Raw genomic sequence first — 19,395 nt, 5'->3', positions numbered from 1 at the left:
GATATGAGAGATGCTTTACTTCACAGCTTGATTTGCTTATGCCATCAAGGCGGTTAAAATCATGGCTACCGAAAAACTAATCGCTACTTCAATAGCGGCCAAACCAACATTATGTTGTAACTCAACCTCGGCGCTGCGATTGATTTTAGCAAGTACCGTTGCTTTCACAATAAATTGCACGATTGAGAGCGCAATCAACATGATGATTGAAAATACCAACCAAGCCAGCAAGTTACTCACATACGCATCAGGTACATATTCAATAAAATGACTGGCTGCATTAAAGCTCAAGCCCATGGCTATCATATAACCCGCATGACGCAAAGCTAAGGCCGTATTTCCTTGAACTAAGGCTTGTTGAAGACCTTGCCCTTGATTGCGTTTTTGATAGCGATTTTCACGCCAGCGAGTTAATAAAACCAACATCAACTGAGCAATAATAAAGCTACTAAAAATGGCAATAAATGTATTGAGGGATAAATCTTCAACCCACAATAAAGTCGCACGAATAATGATGGCAGTTGCAATCACGGCACCGGCATCAACAATGGCTACCGAAAGGTTACCACTAATAATTTGCTCATTTTTATTAAATTGGTTTAGGGCAATTTTATCATGAATAAAACGGCCAAGTTTAATAAGCACAATGCCGACAATACCATAGCTGAGTAAACCTATTGCTTCAGCGGTGTAACTGCTAGCGGCTTCACCTGTGATGGCACCAGTGAGTACAATACCTAAAGCGGCTACGGCTCCTGCCGTGCTGATACCAAAGGCAAAATTATCCTTTTCTGCTAACTCTTTCTGAGTGTTTACGTTAGCACTCCAGCCCAAAATGAAACGCATTAACGTCAGCAGTAAGGTGGCTATACCTAGATCGATCAATAAGATGATCAGTAAATGTTGGCTTAGGCCGAAATCCTCAAAAAATGACATGATATATCCTTTTATTTCCCACGACTGATACCGCGTGACGTTCGACTAGAAGAGTTACGAAAATTACTACTCTTAGAGTAATTAGAGCGAAATTTACTGCGCGATGATTTGGTTGATGCACTCACTTGGCTAGCACGGCTCAAACTGGTAGAGCCTGTGCGAGTTTTGGCGTAAGGACTGCTAAAGCTCTTACCTTGGCGCTTAAATTTGCTTTGTGTTTTTTGATAAACAGATTGCTGCTTTTTCATCTGTTTAGGGGAAGTGTATCGATAGCGTCCTACATCGCCATAATAACTGTATCCTCGATGGCGTGACCAAGAATCATAACGAACCGGAGACGCTAAGTTAGAAAACAAAGCATACATACCGTACCACTCCCAAAACGATATGCCATTGCTGCCTGTTTGCCATTGACCATAGCTAGGATTGCCCACTAATTGGCTACCTGCACCAAAGTCCGAAGCGTTATTTGCCATTAAATCGGCTTGTCTGCTTATGGAGTTGACTCTCGCAAGCGTTCCACCAGACATATCTGCAATGACGTTTACTGGATCGGAAAGCATATCATTGTATAAGGATGGAGTTGCGGCTTGGTATAAGTTTTCGACTTCAGCAAGCTGTGCATCGAGATCGATGAAATTAGCAGAGTCTTTTGACTCTGAAAATCGTCTTGTTAGCCCTTTAAAAATCGGTCCCTGATCGGTCGCATCTTTCGCAAGCTGTTGTAATAGCGCGGTATACTGCGGCTTCTGCTTGGCGAGAATGGCCGAATATTGTTTCAGCAGTTCGGCATTGCGTAATTGGCCGTTTCTCAACTCTTGTGCTAGGGTCGCTAAACGGTTATCGGTTAATTTTTGGTAGTGTTGGATTTGTTCTGGGCGATCATCACCGCAACCCGTTAACACGAGCAAACTCAGTCCAATACTCATTATTAATATGGCTTGGCGTAGCATTCCTGCCATATGCACTCCCATGTGAATTTGTTTGTGTTGATCGTTAAAAAAACACGAAAGATCAACAGCCTTAGGATTCATCTAATTGGTATACTTACCAATAGAGACTCTAACTGTATAGCATAAATTGACATAATATGTCGAATGTGTGCGCTTTGTAAATGATTATGACTATGGATAAGCAGACTAACAAGCCTTTTAATATTGATATTGAAAAAATTGCGTCCCAAAGCGTACAGCAATTGAGTGATCGCTTCCCTGAAATATATCAACAACTTAGTTCTGAGCAACAACAAGAATTGAAACAAATTTGTGGGCTAAGTGACTTTGTGTATCGACAATTGTTACGCAACCCTCAATGGATCGCTAATATCCTTGAAGAATTGCATGAAGATAGCCTAAGTGAATTTTATCGCAGCCGCTTGCTCAGGCAGTTGGATGAGGTAAAAGACGACGCTGATGCAAAACGGATCATTCGTTTATTCAGACAACGTCAAATGGTAACGATAGCTTGGCGTGACTTCTTAGGTTACTGCACGACTGAACAATCCTTCTATGATTTATCTAAATTAGCGGAAGCGACAATTATTGGTACTCGTGACTGGCTCTATAAAGGCTTATGTCACTTATATGGCACACCCGTTAATGCTCAAGGCGAGCCTCAGCCATTAATGATCATGGGCATGGGTAAGCTAGGCGGCGGTGAACTGAATTTTTCGTCTGATGTGGATTTGATATTTGCCTACCCTGAAGCGGGAGAAACGGTAGGAGGGCGAAAAACAAGAGATAACCAAGAGTTTTTTACTCGTATGGGACAAAAGCTGATCAGCTTGTTAGATCAAGTTACCATTGATGGCTTTGCTTATCGAGTGGATATGCGTTTGCGTCCTTATGGAGAAAGTGGTCCGTTAGTGTGCAGTTACAGTGCCCTTGAGCATTATTATCAAGTGCAAGGTCGCGAGTGGGAACGCTATGCGATGATAAAAGCCAGAGTCTTAGGGCCTTTTTGTCAGCATAAACGTGAGCTGAAAGAGCTTTTACGTCCTTTTAAGTATCGGCGTTATATCGACTATACCGCTATCGATTCGCTGCGAAAAATGAAGCGTATGATCAACCAAGAGGTACGTCGTCGCCAGCTTGATAATAATATTAAGCTAGGTGCGGGGGGGATCCGTGAAGCTGAGTTTATCGTACAAAATTTTCAATTGATCCATGGTGGGCGTCAACCCGATCTCCGAAAGCAGAATTTGTTATTAGCGCTGGATAATGTGTTTCATCATGGCTATATCGGCTTTAATGACAAAGTGGAACTGAAAGCGGGTTATCTATATTTAAGAAGAGTTGAGAATTTGCTGCAAGCGATTGATGATCAGCAAACCCAGACTTTGCCTAATAATGATTTGGATTGGCAGCGCTTAACTTGGGCAATGGGAGAGAGCAGCACTGATGCGTTGCAAAAACAAATCGTTGAGCACATGGATAGGATTCATCAGCATTTTCAAGCGTGTATTGGTGAAGCACACCAAGAGGATGAAAGCTTTGATTGGGCAGAGCAAATTTGGCATGAGCAAGAACTTGCTGTCGCGGAAAGTCTTGCCGAAAAGCAGGAATTTGAAGCCAGTGAATTACTGACTAAAGTGTTTTCTTGGCGGGCGGATATTCTTAAAAAGCCCATAGGGCCGAAAGGGAGAGATGCCCTTGATAAGCTCATGGCTTATTTGATAGCAGAGTTATGTCAGCAGCCTAAATCGGCACAGGCTTTTTCGGCGATTGCATTGGTATTAAATCGAGTACTAGGACGAACCACTTACCTTGATTTATTATGTGAAAACCCCGGTGCTCGCAATCAATTGATTTTATTGTGTCAGGCCAGTCCGTGGATTGGTGAACAATTAGCGAAGTTCCCAATGTTGTTGGATGAACTCATCGATCCGGCTCAGCTTTATCAAATCACCAAACTTGACGATTATCAACAAGAGCTAAGGCAATATTGTTTGCGGATCCCTGAAGATGATTTAGAGCTCCAAATGGAAACCTTGCGTCAGTTTAAGTTATCTCACCAATTACGAATTGCAGCTGCTGACATCACGGGGTTGTTGGATGTGGATGAAGTCAGTGAGCATTTAACTCGTCTAGCTGAAACTCTTATCAAACAAGTGGTGCAATACGCTTGGTATCAAACGACGCTACGTCATGGGTCGCCTCAACATTTAGAGATCAACGAAACCGGATTTGCTGTGGTCGGTTATGGCAAGTTAGGTGGTCGAGAGCTTGGTTATGGTTCGGATCTAGACTTAGTGTTTTTGCATAATTGCCAAGATAAGGCGAGCGTAACCACGGGTGAAAAACAGATTGAAAGCACGCGCTTTTATGCCAAGTTAGCTCAGAGGATCATTCACTTATTTTCTACTCGAACTAGCACTGGTGAACTTTATGAAGTGGATATGAGGTTGAGACCTTCGGGCGCATCAGGGTTATTGGTGAGTGAAATTAGCCGCTTTGGTGAATACCAACAACAGGCTAAAACATGGGAGCATCAAGCATTAGTGCGTGCAAGAATGATTGACGGTAGCCATGAGCTTTATAAGCAGTTTGAGGGATATAGGCAGTCAGTGTTGACTATGTTCCGAGATCAAGCGCAGTTGAAGGCTGAAATCGATGCAATGCGATCAAAAATGATGGCACATTTATTATCGGTATCATCTGAGCAATTTGATTTAAAACATTCTCGTGGTGGCATCGTTGACATTGAGTTTATGACTCAGTATTGGGTGCTCGCTTTTTCACATCAATATCCTGAATTAGCCAAGTATTCGGATAATATGCGAGTGCTAAAAACATTAATCAAACTGGAGTTATTAACAAAGCTCGAGGCAAAATTGTTGCTAGAAGGGTATCAATATTATCGAAAAGCAGGTCATCACAGTGCGCTGATGGGACTGAGTGCCAAAGTTGAGCTTAACACTGAAATAGAAAAGTACGCCGAGTTTGTGACTGAATCTTATCAGCGTATTGTGAAAGGAAATAACCTCAGCTCTGTATAAGCCAACCTCTACAGCACAGCTACTTATGCGTATTTCTGTGTTAGAACAGCCCGTAATAGACTTGCTATTACGAACTGTTCTGCCTTGAACTCCACAAAATTAGCAATGCTGTAGATTAAAATTTAAGGTTTGTATCGTAAATCAGAATGTTATAGATTTCGTTATACAGAGCTGAGGTTAAATAGAAAAGGGCAGTCAGGCTGCCCTTTACAAAAAAGAAAAAGTGTCGTATTTATTCAATATCGAGTGGCTCAGGAGATAAGATAATCCCCGTGTTATCTGCATAAATGTGATCGCCTGGTAAAAATGTTACTCCACCAAAATTCACCGGCATGTCGCTTTCACCATGGCCGACATCATCAGCACCAATTGGGATCGGAGCTAAGGCTTGAATACCTATATCTAACTCTTCTAAGTTATCAACATCACGAACTGCACCGAATACAACAATGCCTTCCCATTTATTTTCAACAGCCAGTTCAGCGATTTTGGCATCAACCAAAGCACGGCGAAGTGAGCCTCCGCCATCAACTAACAGAACCTGCCCAGTCCCATCTTCAGCCAGTGTCGTGGTGATAAGCCCATTGTCTTCAAAACATTTAATGGTAACGATAGAGCCCCCAAATGAACTACAGCCTCCAAAGTTACTGAACATCGGTTCCACAACGTCGACAACGTCTACATACATATCGCAAAGTTCTGAAGTGTTGTATTCCATATTGATACTCCTGAAGAGTCATAGTGTCTAAAAATCAGCAATAAGTGAGTTATAGCACTTGCTGAGCGGATAGAAAACTCAAAAATAACAACCAATAAATAAAGTAGTCATAGGTTGTTGTATTTCAAGTATACCTTTACTGAAATAGTAAGGGGAGGATGTTTTCTTCCTCTTTGATTTACAGCAAAATATCAGCCTAAATTTTTCATTAGATCACATAATCGACGATTTTGAGATTAAATAATCACCTGAAATTGTTGTCAAGATAACAATGCGTTCACAAAGTATGAGCTATGTCATCTATTTAGATTTTTCTGTTTCGAAGATGCTAAAGGCTTTGTTAGTATATGCAGAACAAACTATTTCGAATTTAAAACAATATTCCTGTGCCATGAGTGATCAAACTCTAAAGTGCAGAATGAGGTGACTGATGGAAGCATTAAACTGGGTTGAGATTTTAGGATACATGGCATCAGTCATGGTGGCGATTTCTCTAATGATGAAAGACATTGTTAAATTAAGATGTCTAAACTTTGTAGGCTGTGCCCTCTTTTCTTCTTATGGCGCATTAATTGAAGCATGGCCAGTAGCAGGCATGAATGCCTTTATTGCATGCATTAACGTTTATTACCTAACGAAAATGTATATGGAGAGCAAAGCTGGCGTTGAAGCGAAAGCTTAAGATCTCGTAATATCGTTCGACTTCAGGGCTTTTGTTTGGCAAAAGCCCGCATTCATAAATTTCCTTCCTTACATTTTATATTTTATTAACATAAAGTTTTGTTCATGATTTGTCACAAAACATTCGCGCAAAAGTAACCTAACAGTCATAGAGATTGTCTACTTTTACAGCATCGGTACTTGTGTATAGTTCAGGTTCTGTCAATGCTAAAGATGATTAGTCGGTTTGATGTTCAAGGTTTTTACTCTGTTGCTGATATCGTCAAAAGGTATCAACTCCAACCTATTGCTAAACGGACATCTGCGTCGGGTGATGGACACTATTATGTGTTATTGGCTGTGGTTTTGTTGTTGTTTCATAGTAAGGGGCAGCACCTGTTCAATTTATTATTGACCAGCTTTGCCATTGAGTTGCCGTTATACGTACTGCTAAAAAATAGTATTCGACGAACTCGCCCTTGTCATTGTTTTCAAGGGATTGAGCTCGGTTTTGAACCCTCTGATAAATTCAGTTTACCCTCAGGGCATACTGCTGCTGCAACGGTAATGGCGACCGCTACTTGTGTTGTATTACCTGTTTTAGGGATTGTTCTGGTGGTATGGGCGCTGCTCATTGGCCTTTCAAGGGTGGCCTTAATGGTACATTACCCTACCGATATTATCGCCGGAATCATTCTCGGCTCTGGTTCCGTAATGCTAGCACTAAGTTATATTAGCTAATAAAAGTAGGATATTGATGCGTATTTTGTATGGAGTACAAGGCACAGGTAATGGACACCTGAGCCGCGCTAGAGTAATGGCAACCGCATTAGAGGAGCAAGGGTTACACGTTGATTATTTGTTTTCGGGGCGTCCTCGAGAGCAGTTTTTTGATATGGAAGCTTTTGGTGATTTTCGATGTGTGAAAGGCATGACCTTTTCTAGCGCAGCTGGCAAATTGCAGATCGGTAAAACCGTCAAGCAAAACCTGTCGCGCTCAATATTTAAAGACATCGCCAGTATTGATTTAACCAATTATGATGTGGTGCTGAATGACTATGAACCTGTTTCGGCATGGGCGGCTAAACAGCAAGGAATACCCACCATAGGAATTAGTCACCAAGCCTCTTTACTTCATGATGTACCTAAGGCTGGAACTCAATGGTTCAGCGATTTATTGCTTAAGTATTTTGCCCCTGTCGATGTGGCTCTTGGTTGTCATTGGCATCATTTCGGCTTTTCTATTTTGCCTCCTTTCGTTGATGTCACAGACGTTGAAGAGTTATACCCGCATCAAATTTTAGTTTATCTGCCCTTTGAGTCGGCAAATGATGTTCTTGAGCTACTAAAGCCTTTTACCGATTACCACTTTTTGGTCTATCACAGGGATGCCACAGATCAAGAGTTACCTAGCCACATTACTTGGCATGGATTTGACCGCATAGGCTTTAAACGTCATTTAGCCAGTTGTGGAGGAGTGATGTGTAATGCTGGATTTGAATTGGTGAGCGAAGCACTAACCTTAGGTAAAAAAATCTTGGTAAAACCTTTGTTAGGGCAATTTGAGCAGCATTGCAATGTGGCGGCATTAGAGTTATTAGCCGCCGCAGATGCCATGATGACATTGGATAAGAAAGCCGTTAGCCGTTGGTTGAGAAAGGCTAACCCTCAAGCGGTTCAATATCCACAAGTCGCGGATGCATTAGTAGAATGGTTACAACAAGGCGACTGGGATAATCATGAAACCTTGTCAAATCAATTGTGGCAACAGGTAAAATTACCCGACAGTTGGCGTTAATAAAGCTGAGGTTTTAGTCAGTGCCTCTAAGTCGTGCAGCAACTGCATGAAGAGCCATGGTGTAGCCTTGGCTCCCGAAACCGCAAATAATACCGATGGCTTTGTCTGAAAAATAAGAGTGTTGCCTAAATGGCTCACGAGAGTGAATGTTAGACAAATGTACTTCAACAAACGGAATTCCAACGCCTAAAAGTGCATCTCTTAGTGCGACTGATGTATGGGTGAAAGCCGCTGGATTTATAATAATGAATTCAGCTTGAGTTTGGTGAATGGCATCAATCAATTCGTGCTCAGCATTAGATTGAATATGATCAAGTGTAATAGACAGTTGAGTCGCTTGATTTTGTAGAGACTGCACCAATTGCTCAAGCGTTTCGGAGCCATAAATATCAGGTTCACGTCGACCTAATAAATTTAAGTTCGGGCCGTTTATCAGTAATACGTTTTTCATCACAGTCACTTTTTGCTCATTGTACTCTGTACAGATTAATCATTAATTAGGGTCTGCTGATCTTTTGTGGTTGAATTTTGTGCTGTTTGAGCACTTTTCTGTTCAAGGCGTGAGCAGTGAAGCTTAGCTATCTAAGTAAGCTGCTCACAACAAAGAACAGGGAGTGCTCAAAAGCATCGAAGATAGCGTAAATTAGTCTCTTCTGCTGCGTTATCGTTTGTTTATGTGGGCCAACCACACTTCACAAACTCTGCCTTGCATAAGATAACCAATTTATCGATGCAAAAACAAGCACGAAAAATCGACAGACCCTATAAATCACAAAGAAATTTTCTTACTGCGTAAATTTTTGGTTTGCCCACGTTGCTTCTTTTTATCCATTCGTTTTGTTTGGCTAGAGCGAGTGGGCTTAGTAGCAATGCGCTTCTTTTGAGTAATGGTTACAGACCTTACCAACTCGATAAACTGAATTAACGCTTGTTGACGGTTATCATCTTGGCTACGAGTAGCTTGAACCTTAATGATGATTTTGCCGCTTTTAGTAATACGATGATCGGATTTTGAAAGTAGCCGTTGTTGATAATAATCAGGCAAACTGGATGCTTTTATATCAAAAATAAGCACGGCTGCGGTAGAAACTTTATTAACGTGCTGGCCGCCTGAACCACTAGCACGCACAAACTGCCATTCGATTTCTGACTCTGGAATATGAACTCTTGCTGAGATTTTTATCATGTAGTTACTTTATGAAACAACTTGTTGTGAGCTGAATTGTTTATATTTTTGCATACCTAGTAGCAACAACAAACAAGAACATAATACGGCAGATAATGCAGTTGCATATCCCATTGACCAGTTCAGCAGTTGAAAACCAACCAATGTTGAACATGCACCCGCTAAAGCAAAAGGAAGTTGGGTGGTAACATGTTGATGTGGAGTGCAGCCACTGCTGGTGGCACTAAGTACACTGGTGTCTGATATTGGTGAGCAATGATCGCCAAATACGGATCCAGCCATTACAGCACTTAAGGCAGGCAATAATAATTGTGGCTCGATGATATGGGCGATTTCCCCACCAATGGGTAGCATAATGGCGAATGTTCCCCAGCTTGAGCCGGTAGCAAAAGCCATGGTGGCGCAAAGTAGGAATAGTCCACTAAGCAAGAATTGACTGGACAAATGTTGTTGTGCCCAATCGGCAAGGATACTAGCAATTGAGAGCTCTTTAACTATGCTGCCGATCAGCCATGTAAAGAGTAAAATCGTGCAAGCAAACCACATGGTTTGAATACCAAACAACATATCCTTTAACAGTATTGAGCCTTTGCGACCACTTAGCTTTAATAATCCCAACGTTATGGCTACAGCCAGTAAACTGGCATTGCGCATACTACTACCTATGTCAGCATTAGCTAACCATTCTGCGAGATTGTGGCTGTTAGATGCTTCAGCGCCTGATATGAGCATCAAACCAAGAGAGCCAACGAGCAAAACCAGCATCGGGGTGAGTAATAACCAAGGCGAACCTTGCTTGCCGTCATTTGTTTTTTCATCAAAATTTACAGGTGATGCACTGTTAAAACCTAGGCCAAACCATGCGACCAGTAACGAAATTAGCAAGGTACTCAAGGCGTAGAAATTCATTTGAGCAATATCAACGAAATTACCGAATGCGGAACCAGATAAAAATGTCATGCTAGCCAGAATGGCAATAACATAAGGCCCCCAACTGGAAAACGGCATCAAGGAAGTGACAGGAGATGCATTAGAATCAACAAAATAGGCGAGCTGTTCCGATTTAACGCCGTATTTTTTGGCTAAAGGCTGGCAAATATTTCCCACCGCTAAACAACTAAATAAGCCGTCAATAAAGACAAACCAACCCAAAAAGACCATGCCTACTCGAGCTTGCCTTGGGGTGCGTATTTTACTGTGTACCCAATGGCTAAACTCATCAACGGCGTGACTTCTTGAGAGTAATTTGGTCATGATCCCAAGTAATACCATGGTAGCAAGCACGTCAAGATGCCAAGCCTGCCATTGCCCTTGCTGATAAAACTGCTCAACCAGTAGCTGACTTAAATGGTTAACTGAAGCAAAGATGGAAAAATGGTTGAGGATAATACTTCCAGAGACAATACCTACGCCTAGTGCGAGCAGGGTATTTCTTAGCGTTAAAGCCAAAATCAAGGTTAGCAGTAAAGGTGCAATAGCAAGCAAATTATTGGTCATATTGTCATTAAAAGTTTGATTAGAAAGTTAGGTTACTCGATTTGTAGTACAAGGTACCAAGAAAAATTACCAATTGTCATTGAAATCACTTCTCAACTAACTATTAGCACTGATAAAATCATCACATCATTTAGTCATTGAAGAGAATTCCATGAGCATAGAGTTATTGTCAAAACTGGAAGTAAAAATAAAAACCACTGTAGAAACCATTGAGCTGCAAAAGATGGAGCTTGATGAAGAAAAACAAAAGAATGCTGAATTGACCGCGAAAGTTGAGCAGCTACAAAGTGAGTTAAACTCATGGAACGATAAAGTGAGTGGTTTAGTTGGATTATTAAACGAAGACATTGAGTCTTAATTCATTTAAACGATGCCTTGGTAGTGGTTATGCTGTACTAAGGCATCGATACTGTGCAGATTAAGCTTTAATTAGCCATTCGCTTCGCACATTTGAATAGATAGTTTCTCTGCTGAAATTAAGTCATTCATTTCGCTGATGGCTTGTTTAACCTTGGGGCGGCACCAACGAGGAATCAACAGCTTACCACCATCAAAGTAGATCACTCCTAAGTCTTTAACCCAAATAACGCCCTTTGCAAAAATACGAACGTGTTTAGCTATCAATTTAGGTGCGTAAACAGGAAATCTTCTCATTTTGAAACCTCACGACATTCATGTCTTTAGAATACTTGTTGTGACGCTCTACGGCTTTATGAAAGTCACGGTTATATAGACCTGTAGCGGCGGAAAAAGTTTCACATTTTATTGTTAAAGTTTGATGTCAAATAGTGGTCAAATATTTCACTAATGCCAATAATTCTTGATCAGATTTCACAGATTGCAAATTGATTTTGTATTGACCGTTGATAACAAGGGTCGGTATGACTTGAATATCAAATTGTTTCAATTCTCGACCAAGTTTTTTTACTCTAGTTGCGACCATAAATGAGTCGGTTTGCGCATAGCTTTGAGCTGTTATTCCAGAGTCGATTACCAGATTTTTAACCTCTTCTTTAGTTTTTGGTCGATGTTTTTGTTTGTGAATGGCATCAAAAATAGCGGCCTCGACTTGAGGTGCTTTTCCTAGTTGCTCAGATAATACAAAGGTTTTGCTGAGTTGCTCGGTGACTGGGTCTGTAAAGGTGTGGACTTGTCTAAAGGTAACAGAGGAAGGTAAGGTCTGTTTAATTGCTGGAACTATGGTTTTAGACCAACGATAGCAGTGACCGCAGTAAAACGAGAAATATTCGGTTACTGTAGGTTGGGCTGTAGGAGCGGGATTGTCTAGTTTAGTGTAGTGCGTGCCTTGCTTGAAATTGTCGGCAAAGCTTGAGAAAGAGCATATTGCCGTCAGTATTAGAATTAATTTCAACGTCCTTATTATTTTTGTTTGTTCAATTAAAAAGGGAGCCGTAGCTCCCTAAAACGTGTTCTTAAAATTATTTGTTTTTAGCTAACCAGAAAGCGATAGCTAGGTATTCGTCCCAAGACTTAATGGCACCTTTTTCCACTTTGTAGATACCATTGACGACAAGATCAGGTACACCATTGATTTTGGCATCTTGAGCCGCACGACGCATTTGAGCAACTTTGGCACTCACCATGAATGAGTTAATGGCTGAATCGAAATCTTTGCCTGATACACCGTTAGCGATGAAGATCTTACGAACATCGTCGCGGCTAGTTAATTGTTGGCGCTGAACATGAATCGCTCTAAATAAAGCTCTTTCCATTTTTTTTAGCACGCCAAGTTGATCGGCAACAGCAAATGCACGGCTTAGCTCTGGTCCCATTTCACGACCAATAAAGTCAACGTGGCTTTGTTTGAACGTAACCCCTGCAGGTAATCCTTTTTCAAGTTTAGGAATAACATTCAGTGAAAACTGATAGCAGTGAGGGCAAAAAAACGAGAAGTATTCGGTAATTTCTGGTTTGTCGGTTTCTTGTTGACCTTTGATGACGCTGTAGTGGACACCTTCTTTATATTGCGCCGCTTGAGATAATAGCGGGAACATTAATAATGCGGCCGCGATTAATAGAAATTTTTTCATTTTTAGACCTATAAACAAACATCTAGAGTTATAAGGAGTACAAACATAATATGGATGTACGGTGTATTCAATAATTATGCGTAATTTGTTACAAATTAATAGGGCGTTAAGCTTAAAGCAGGTTCATTTAACGCTGATAGCTGTTCTTTAAAAGCAAGAATTTGTCCTTCCCAATACTTATGAGTGTTAAACCAAGGGAAGTGCATTGGAAAGGCGGGATCATCCCAGCGGCGACTTATCCAAGCGTTATAGTTGAGCATTCTTAATGCTCTTAGTGGCTCGATAAGCTTTAGTTCTTTCATATCAAAGTCACTAAACTCCCCGTAGGCTTCAAGCAGAATGTCCAACTGCATGGTGCGTTGTTGGCGGTCCCCAGTCAGCATCATCCATAAATCTTGTACAGCAGGGCCACTGCGAGCGTCATCCAAGTCCACAAAACCTGGGCCATCAGGTGTCCATAAAATATTGCTCGGATGCAAATCACCATGTAAGCGGATATGTTTGGTTGGAACGGTTTGCCAGATTTCGTTAGCGGTATCCAGTACTTGATGAGCAATGGTAAAAAAGGCTTCTTGCAGAGAATCCGGTATATGACCGGACTGAGCTAACCATTGCATAGGTTCAACACCGAGGAGTTCAGGGCTACAACCGGGGCGGTGTAGAAACTGGCTACGACGGCTACACTGATGGATGCGACCAATAAAATGGCCAACCATTTCTAGCTGCTCTAAATTATCAACTTCAAACCCACGACCACCAATGGATTTAAATAATGCAAAATCGAACCCTTGGTAATGGTGTAATGTGTTGCCATTAACAGTTAGCGGTAAGGCGAGAGGAACCTCGGCGTCATCAAGTTCGTATGAAAACTCGTGCTCTTCGAGAATTTGCTCCTTGCTCCAACGTTCTGGTCGGTAGAACTTAACCACATACTTTTCACCTTGGTCGCAGCGAAATTGATAAACGCGATTTTCGTAACTGTTTAATGCGAGCAAGCCACTTTCAGGATAGATACCAATGCTTTCAATGGCATCTAAAATATGATCTGGTGTAAGGGATTGATAATGAAATTCTGCTCCAGTAGGGTAGCGCTCATCATTGTCATGGTTGGGTTGAGACACTGTATCATTGACCATTGTTAGCCTCCACCTCATGTTGTTCTGATTGATTATGATGATCTAATAATTGTTGTAGATAAATCAAGGTATCCAAATCTTTATTGTGTTCAATACTAAGCCAGCAGCTATCTGAGTAAAATTCATAATTGAGATTGAGTAAGCAGCCTTCAAAATCCAGTTGCCATTGTTGGCGGTCTGCGCCCCAATGTTTTTGAATTACTCGGCTGTCGATGGCTGAGCAAAAAGTAGCGGCGAACACATCAAAATGATCAAATTCGATGTCTGAGCGAAAATGCAAACACAGATTGGGTTTATCGAGTGTCAGTTGATAAATGTTTAGAGGATGGGGCACAACATATCCCGAAGCGATTGGTTATTGCCCCTAGTTTATACGTAAAGTGAATTAAAGTGCAGAGGGAGATTAGGGCGTGCCCTAACAATTGGCCTTTTCCTGTGCTCGTCGTATTCGAGTAATGCGCCCCTCAAAGCCTGTTACAGTTCCATCTGTCAAGTTGTATGTTAGTGCTTGCTCACATAGTGAAATCGCTTGTTCAAAATGTCCAGACTCTTGAGATAAAGCCGCCAGTTGCATAAAGCTGATTCCGGCGTGTTTAGCTTGTTTGTCCGAAAGCGAACTGACGAGCGTTTGGGTAAGCGCTAAAAATGGGTGATGTAGTGATTGCACATAAACGCAATACTGAGGCAATTTACGCTGCTTATAACATTCGGTTATTACTTGGTTTAGATAAAAAAGCTGCTGTTCAGAGTCTTGAGCCTGTTGCCATTCACTGATGGCGATTTTTAATGGATCACTGCCCCAATCAAGTTCAACTTTCACCTTTGGCTTTTCTTCGATTACAGAATCAGAGTTTGCTGTAGTATGGGCTTCGGGTTCAGCGTTAATGATGTCAGTTGGTTCTGAATTTGGTTCGGTGTCAAAGTTAGGAGAGGCTGGAGGAGTGTTCTTATTACGTGAATACAAATAAATTCCTAACGCAACGAGGAATATGACTACACTTAGTTTTGCCAGCATTATTGTTTTCTCCATGAGGGAAGCAGTTCCTTATGCCGGATATAGTAATACTGAAGACCACGGAATGTACAGAATTTAAACGCTGTAATAGCTGAGTAACAAGATCTGCTAGGAGCTATTGGTGACTTTTACACTCCCTACTATCGAACAAGCTTATTGGTGGTCATCGCTACTCGGTGGATTACACTGCTTAATATTGAGCCTGATATTTATAGGTCGAAATTTACGCACGCCTAATAGTCAGTTGATGATCCTTGGGGCAATATTCGGTCTGTTATTTGTATTTTTTACTAATGGAGTGTTCAGTGAGGTACTGATTGAGCCATGGCGAGCCTTGATGGAGGTGTTCACGGCTTGTGTGAGTTTTTATGTCCTCCCTCTGTGTTATCAGTATGGTGTGGTCAGTTTGTATCCTCAACAGAGTGCTACAGAGCGTAAACACCCTCATTATATTTCAGCTGGGATCATCGTTTTATTTGTTTTGTTCACCTATATTGTTGATCCGAGCATAGTCATTCATTCCTATCATTCTCCTGAGCCACCTGTTTGGTTTATCGGTTTAGAAAACGTTTCTGAAACTTTACCAATGATACTTTTGGTTCAGGTTGGCATTTATTTGTTGCTTTTATACCGCCTGCTTTATGGATACCGCCATCGTATACAAGTAACAGGGTCACCGACCATTACCGATAATGACTGTCATTGGCTGTTTGTCGTTACTGGAGTCATTTTGCTCAATTGGCTAGTGGCGACTGCTGGGATGGTATTAGTTCAGTTATTAAACGAAGACCTAGAAAATATCGTCGAAGTCATCATGAATTTTACTTGGTTACTTTCGTTATATTTACTCACTCTTTATCGGTTACAACAACTGATGCATATACAAATAAGGCAGAAAACTTTTGTAGAGGTACCTAAGAAAGCGACGCCACTGCTAAATGATGAAGAACGTGATTTTATTGATACAGTTATGAAGCAGAGAGATTAATTCGACTGGCTGCACTTCACATCAATATCAAAGCAAGCTCCGCCTTTCGCGCTGCACTTTTGTAAAGCCTTACCTCTTGCTTCTGCTTCTGTACTTCCTGTTCCGTAGAAGTTTCCTGCTTTTACATCATTTAAATAGCAGCCCCATTGAGTGCGGTTAGCGTTACGGTTAACGTTGAGAGTTTGGGTTGAATCTGTATTTTGGCTGATACGTTTTTTCAGTTTTCTCAGTTCATGTTTTAAGCTTTTGACTTCCTGTTTCAGTTGCTCGATTTGTTGATCTTTGGTTTGGGCGAAAGCTAAGCTAGGTAAGCTCAGTGCCAGCAGTAAAATCATAGTGTGTTTCATAGAGACTCCTTGTTTCCACTTATCCTATCAATCAGTGACTGTATCCGTACTGAATGTTAAGTGTAGCTTAGATTTCAGAGTGGTCGCTCATAAAGTAGATGCTTTGAGGTGTAAAGAAATTGAATAAAAAATGGCGTTTATGCGGCTCACGAATTTGCTGGTTTTCTTGACTTTGCTCACGCAGATTTCTAGTCTGCTTTCAATTCCCTCGTTTTTTGAATAGATGCACAAAAATAATGAAGATAGATTACCAATTAAGACCTGACTCAGAGCGCCGCTCTACGCCATTTATCCCACAAGAAAATGTTGGTTTTGGTGTACTGAGAACCGATCATATGTTCCTGATGGATTATGATAATGGCGAATGGCTTAACCCTCGTATTGTGCCTTATGGTGCGATGGACATGATGCCAGGCGCCATGTGTATTCACTATGGGCAATCTATCTTTGAAGGTGCTAAAGCTTTTCAGCATGCTGATGGCGAAATTTACACTTACCGCATCGATAAAAATGCTAAGCGATTAAACCGTTCTGGCGACATTGTGTGTATCCCGAATTTAGATGAAAGCATCCAAGAGCAAGCTGTGCACGCTTTGATTGATGTTGAACGCTTATGGTTCCCTCAACAAGAAGGAGCATGCTTCTATATTCGTCCATTTATTTTTGCTACTGAAGATCGTTTATCGTTAGGGATCAGTAACAAATATACTTTCTGTGTCATGTTAAGCCCAAGCGGTGCCTACTATGCTAATGGTTTCAATAATGCGTTACGTTTATTGATCAGCAAAACTTATCACCGTGCGGTTTCTGGTGGTACGGGAGCTTCTAAAGCAGCGGGTAACTATGCTGCTTCTTTACGTGCTACTCAATCAGCCGCAGAGCACGGTGCTGCGCAGGTATTGTATCTTGATTCTACTAATACCAAGCTAGAAGAAGTCGGGGCGATGAATCACTTTCATGTTCGCAAAGATGGCAGCATTGTGATCCCTGAATTCACCGATACCATTTTAAAATCGATTACCTCTGAATCTATCTTGGCTTTAGGCGATGTACTTGGGTGTGATGTGAGACAAGAAACCATTTTATTGGAAGACTTTATTGCCGATATTGAAGCTGGTGAAATTGTTGAAGCGGGTGGGTTTGGTACCGCTGCGGTAGTTTCTCCTGTTGGTTCATATGTGTTTGAAGACGGCCGTGAAGTGATTGTGGGTGACGGTAAGGTTGGGCCACATATTAAGCGTATTTATCAGGTGTATACCGACATTCAAAATGGCTTACGAGAAGCTCCAGAGGGCTGGTTGCGCAAAGTAGAACGAGAGCATCAGTCGTAGAAGTAAAAGATACTGAATAAGTGGGCTAATGCCCACTTTTTTGTAATGATAAGGACATAATCGACATGAAGATCGAAGTCATTAATGAACATGATGCCAATACCTTTGATGCACTGGTATCAGGCGTGAGAGAGTACAACAAACAAAAACTGGCCGGTGAAGTTTCCATTCCTCTTTCAGTTGTGATCCGTGATGATAATCAACAACTTATTGGTGGTGTTGCAGGGCGCACCATCTATAAAACCTTTTTTATCGAAGTATTGTGGGTTGATGATGTCGCTAGAGGTCAAGGTCTAGGTCGCCGCTTGATGCAGCAGGCTGAAGCAGAAGCGATAAATCGTGGTTGTGTTGCGGCTCAAGTGGATACGTTAACCGTGCAAGCGCCTAATTTTTATCAAAAACTTGGCTTTGATATAACAGGCATTGCTTCAGGCATCACTCAAGATCACGATAGGTATTTTTTGAAGAAAAGCTATTAAGAGCTTAATAATACAGCCTATATGAGAGCTATATTGGTAGCTTGATCGCGGAAAGAAGTTCGCTATTATCTTTGTTGTAATGCATGCATATTTTCATGATATTGTCGATAAATAGGTTCGAGTTCTCTAAAAATTTGACTTAATTTGTCTTTTCCTAAGCAACTCTCCCATAATGCTGCTACTTTCGTACAGTCTTTTCGAGACATCTCAGCTTCTACCATATTTTCCGTAGCACCTAAATATTGAATCGTTAGTACTCTATTTCCATAGTACTTTTTAACATCTTGCAAATTACTCGAGTTATTATCAATAAAGATAATGAATTGATTGGATTGCTCACCCTTAAGTGAATTCAGCTTTAGAGCTAACAATTCACCTTTATTTGAAGGATCAAACTGTTTCATTGCTTCAAATGATTCGAATTTATCGCGAGGGAATTCAGGTTGTAGTTTTTTTAACTTATCGTCGAGATTTGCTTGACCTCTAGTGTGGGTAACAAGAATAAATTTTGCGTTGGGAAACGTTAACGTCATTGATGTTAACGTTTCCGCAAATTTTCCCTTTTCAGTGTACTGCTGCTCTAAGGTCTTTGGATCAACTTGGATCATCACATCGTCCAGATCCCACGCAATGTAACCAACTTTTGAATTATCACCAACAATTCGAAAAGCTAAAGACTCAAGTTGGGATAGATCCCATATTTGCAGATCAACACCTACAGGCTTTTGTGAAGAAACACTTATTTCATAAAGAGGGTTAGTTTGTTCTACTGTGTTTAAATTAAGCGATAAATTATTAGCCTTAGAGAAAGCTAACATTCGTTTACGTCCACTTAGTGGGTGGGCTGGTGTAGAAGTTGATGCTGATGTTGAGTGTGGTTCATGTGGCTTGTCATTATTGGCAGTTGCATTTTCGGGGGCAGCATGAAACTTATTAGCTGCTATATCCGTAACGTTTAAGGTGACACTATGTCCAGCTATAATGCTAACAGCACTTTTTATCAATTCAGCAGTCAGCTGTCGTGTAACACCTTCTATCGGAGATGTTGCTGCAGAGGAGTCTGTTGATGAGGGAGCGGTTAAAGTCGTTCCTGCTGCCATAACTACGTGCCAGTCAAAATGCTTTATTTCATTGTACATTATTCAAATTAATAGAAGCTTTTCATCGAATTAATAATCGCTAACGTTCAATTTAGCTTTTGTGTGAGTTGTATACAATCCTATAAAACTTAGTTATTGTTCCGTTACTGTTGTAAA

22 protein-coding genes are annotated in these 19,395 nt (G+C 41.1%); 8 read left to right on the top strand and 14 right to left on the bottom strand.

Annotated features, from left to right (window positions below; translation table 11 throughout):
- Positions 1 to 36: 36 nt before the first annotated feature.
- Both AC1EU0_RS04755 and AC1EU0_RS04750 read right to left on the bottom strand, forming a co-directional pair.
- Positions 37 to 936, bottom strand: coding sequence for a DUF350 domain-containing protein (locus AC1EU0_RS04755; protein WP_480300788.1), 900 nt, complete (start codon positions 934 to 936; stop codon positions 37 to 39).
- 11 nt (positions 937 to 947) lie between these two features.
- Entirely contained in the window at positions 948 to 1,898 is a 951-nt protein-coding gene (locus tag AC1EU0_RS04750) for a hypothetical protein (RefSeq protein WP_480300787.1), read from the bottom strand.
- Between the two features lie 158 nt (positions 1,899 to 2,056).
- Between AC1EU0_RS04750 and glnE the strand changes: the two genes are divergently transcribed.
- Entirely contained in the window at positions 2,057 to 4,933 is a 2,877-nt protein-coding gene (gene glnE / locus AC1EU0_RS04745; RefSeq protein ID WP_480300786.1) for a bifunctional [glutamate--ammonia ligase]-adenylyl-L-tyrosine phosphorylase/[glutamate--ammonia-ligase] adenylyltransferase, read from the top strand.
- A gap of 232 nt (positions 4,934 to 5,165) precedes the next feature.
- Here glnE and rraA read toward each other — a convergent pair whose 3' ends face one another.
- The gene (gene rraA, locus AC1EU0_RS04740) at positions 5,166 to 5,651 is read right to left on the bottom strand and encodes a ribonuclease E activity regulator RraA (protein ID WP_480300784.1); all 486 of its coding nucleotides are present in this window, start codon (positions 5,649 to 5,651) and stop codon (positions 5,166 to 5,168) included.
- Positions 5,652 to 6,081: 430 nt separating this feature from the next.
- On the opposite strand from rraA, the gene AC1EU0_RS04735 reads away from it, so the two are divergent.
- The 3 genes from AC1EU0_RS04735 to AC1EU0_RS04725 all read left to right on the top strand — a co-directional run bounded on the left by AC1EU0_RS04735 (position 6,082) and on the right by AC1EU0_RS04725 (position 8,109).
- Entirely contained in the window at positions 6,082 to 6,333 is a 252-nt protein-coding gene (locus AC1EU0_RS04735; protein ID WP_121838178.1) for a YgjV family protein, read from the top strand.
- A gap of 203 nt (positions 6,334 to 6,536) precedes the next feature.
- Entirely contained in the window at positions 6,537 to 7,052 is a 516-nt protein-coding gene (locus tag AC1EU0_RS04730) for a phosphatase PAP2 family protein (protein WP_480300782.1), read from the top strand.
- Between the two features lie 16 nt (positions 7,053 to 7,068).
- The gene (locus tag AC1EU0_RS04725) at positions 7,069 to 8,109 is read left to right on the top strand and encodes an MJ1255/VC2487 family glycosyltransferase (RefSeq protein ID WP_480300780.1); all 1,041 of its coding nucleotides are present in this window, start codon (positions 7,069 to 7,071) and stop codon (positions 8,107 to 8,109) included.
- A gap of 13 nt (positions 8,110 to 8,122) precedes the next feature.
- On the opposite strand, the gene aroQ is transcribed toward AC1EU0_RS04725, so the two are convergent.
- The 3 genes from aroQ to AC1EU0_RS04710 all read right to left on the bottom strand — a co-directional run bounded on the left by aroQ (position 8,123) and on the right by AC1EU0_RS04710 (position 10,792).
- Positions 8,123 to 8,560, bottom strand: a complete 438-nt coding sequence (gene aroQ / locus AC1EU0_RS04720) for a type II 3-dehydroquinate dehydratase (RefSeq protein ID WP_480300778.1) — start codon at positions 8,558 to 8,560, stop codon at positions 8,123 to 8,125.
- A 318-nt stretch (positions 8,561 to 8,878) separates the two neighbouring features.
- Complete coding sequence (arfB, locus tag AC1EU0_RS04715) at positions 8,879 to 9,295, bottom strand: alternative ribosome rescue aminoacyl-tRNA hydrolase ArfB (protein WP_480300776.1); 417 nt, start codon at positions 9,293 to 9,295, stop codon at positions 8,879 to 8,881.
- Between the two features lie 9 nt (positions 9,296 to 9,304).
- Complete coding sequence (locus AC1EU0_RS04710; protein WP_480300774.1) at positions 9,305 to 10,792, bottom strand: Na+/H+ antiporter NhaC family protein; 1,488 nt, start codon at positions 10,790 to 10,792, stop codon at positions 9,305 to 9,307.
- 151 nt (positions 10,793 to 10,943) lie between these two features.
- Between AC1EU0_RS04710 and AC1EU0_RS04705 the strand changes: the two genes are divergently transcribed.
- Positions 10,944 to 11,150, top strand: a complete 207-nt coding sequence (locus tag AC1EU0_RS04705; protein WP_480300773.1) for a cell division protein ZapB — start codon at positions 10,944 to 10,946, stop codon at positions 11,148 to 11,150.
- Positions 11,151 to 11,221: 71 nt separating this feature from the next.
- Here the strand turns inward: AC1EU0_RS04705 and AC1EU0_RS04700 are convergent, their stop codons facing one another.
- The 6 genes from AC1EU0_RS04700 to AC1EU0_RS04675 form a co-directional block, all read right to left on the bottom strand.
- Positions 11,222 to 11,446, bottom strand: a complete 225-nt coding sequence (locus AC1EU0_RS04700) for a DUF1107 family protein (RefSeq protein WP_480300771.1) — start codon at positions 11,444 to 11,446, stop codon at positions 11,222 to 11,224.
- A 127-nt stretch (positions 11,447 to 11,573) separates the two neighbouring features.
- Positions 11,574 to 12,164: a thiol:disulfide interchange protein DsbA/DsbL gene (locus tag AC1EU0_RS04695; protein ID WP_480300770.1), complete on the bottom strand. Its 591-nt coding sequence runs from the start codon at positions 12,162 to 12,164 to the stop codon at positions 11,574 to 11,576.
- 67 nt (positions 12,165 to 12,231) lie between these two features.
- Entirely contained in the window at positions 12,232 to 12,843 is a 612-nt protein-coding gene (locus AC1EU0_RS04690; protein WP_480300768.1) for a thiol:disulfide interchange protein DsbA/DsbL, read from the bottom strand.
- Between the two features lie 95 nt (positions 12,844 to 12,938).
- The gene (locus AC1EU0_RS04685; RefSeq protein ID WP_480300766.1) at positions 12,939 to 13,979 is read right to left on the bottom strand and encodes a serine/threonine protein kinase; all 1,041 of its coding nucleotides are present in this window, start codon (positions 13,977 to 13,979) and stop codon (positions 12,939 to 12,941) included.
- The gene (locus AC1EU0_RS04680) at positions 13,969 to 14,313 is read right to left on the bottom strand and encodes a DUF3630 family protein (protein WP_480300765.1); all 345 of its coding nucleotides are present in this window, start codon (positions 14,311 to 14,313) and stop codon (positions 13,969 to 13,971) included. The genes AC1EU0_RS04685 and AC1EU0_RS04680 overlap by 11 nt, the downstream gene beginning before the upstream one ends.
- Positions 14,314 to 14,394: 81 nt before the next feature.
- Complete coding sequence (locus AC1EU0_RS04675) at positions 14,395 to 14,994, bottom strand: hypothetical protein (protein ID WP_480300764.1); 600 nt, start codon at positions 14,992 to 14,994, stop codon at positions 14,395 to 14,397.
- Between the two features lie 121 nt (positions 14,995 to 15,115).
- Between AC1EU0_RS04675 and AC1EU0_RS04670 the strand changes: the two genes are divergently transcribed.
- Positions 15,116 to 15,982 (top strand): hypothetical protein, encoded by an 867-nt coding sequence (locus AC1EU0_RS04670; RefSeq protein ID WP_480300763.1) that lies wholly within the window; start codon positions 15,116 to 15,118, stop codon positions 15,980 to 15,982.
- On the opposite strand, the gene AC1EU0_RS04665 is transcribed toward AC1EU0_RS04670, so the two are convergent.
- Positions 15,979 to 16,329, bottom strand: a complete 351-nt coding sequence (locus AC1EU0_RS04665) for a hypothetical protein (protein WP_480300762.1) — start codon at positions 16,327 to 16,329, stop codon at positions 15,979 to 15,981. The genes AC1EU0_RS04670 and AC1EU0_RS04665 overlap by 4 nt on opposite strands.
- Positions 16,330 to 16,565: 236 nt before the next feature.
- Here AC1EU0_RS04665 and AC1EU0_RS04660 point away from each other — a divergent pair, with 236 nt between their 5' ends.
- On the top strand, positions 16,566 to 17,660 hold the full coding sequence (locus AC1EU0_RS04660) for a branched-chain amino acid aminotransferase (RefSeq protein ID WP_480300761.1): 1,095 nt from the start codon (positions 16,566 to 16,568) through the stop codon (positions 17,658 to 17,660).
- Between the two features lie 65 nt (positions 17,661 to 17,725).
- A complete protein-coding gene (locus AC1EU0_RS04655; RefSeq protein ID WP_480300760.1) occupies positions 17,726 to 18,139 on the top strand; it encodes a GNAT family N-acetyltransferase in 414 nt (137 codons plus the stop codon).
- A 65-nt stretch (positions 18,140 to 18,204) separates the two neighbouring features.
- Here AC1EU0_RS04655 and AC1EU0_RS04650 read toward each other — a convergent pair whose 3' ends face one another.
- Positions 18,205 to 19,239, bottom strand: a complete 1,035-nt coding sequence (locus tag AC1EU0_RS04650) for a hypothetical protein (protein WP_480300759.1) — start codon at positions 19,237 to 19,239, stop codon at positions 18,205 to 18,207.
- Between the last annotated feature and the right edge of the window lie 156 nt (positions 19,240 to 19,395).

It is taken from the genome of Parashewanella sp. 2210YD4-3 (genome assembly GCF_056591735.1).
Note: the sequence above shows the minus strand (reverse complement) of the source record. Positions and strands in the feature narration are given on the sequence as shown.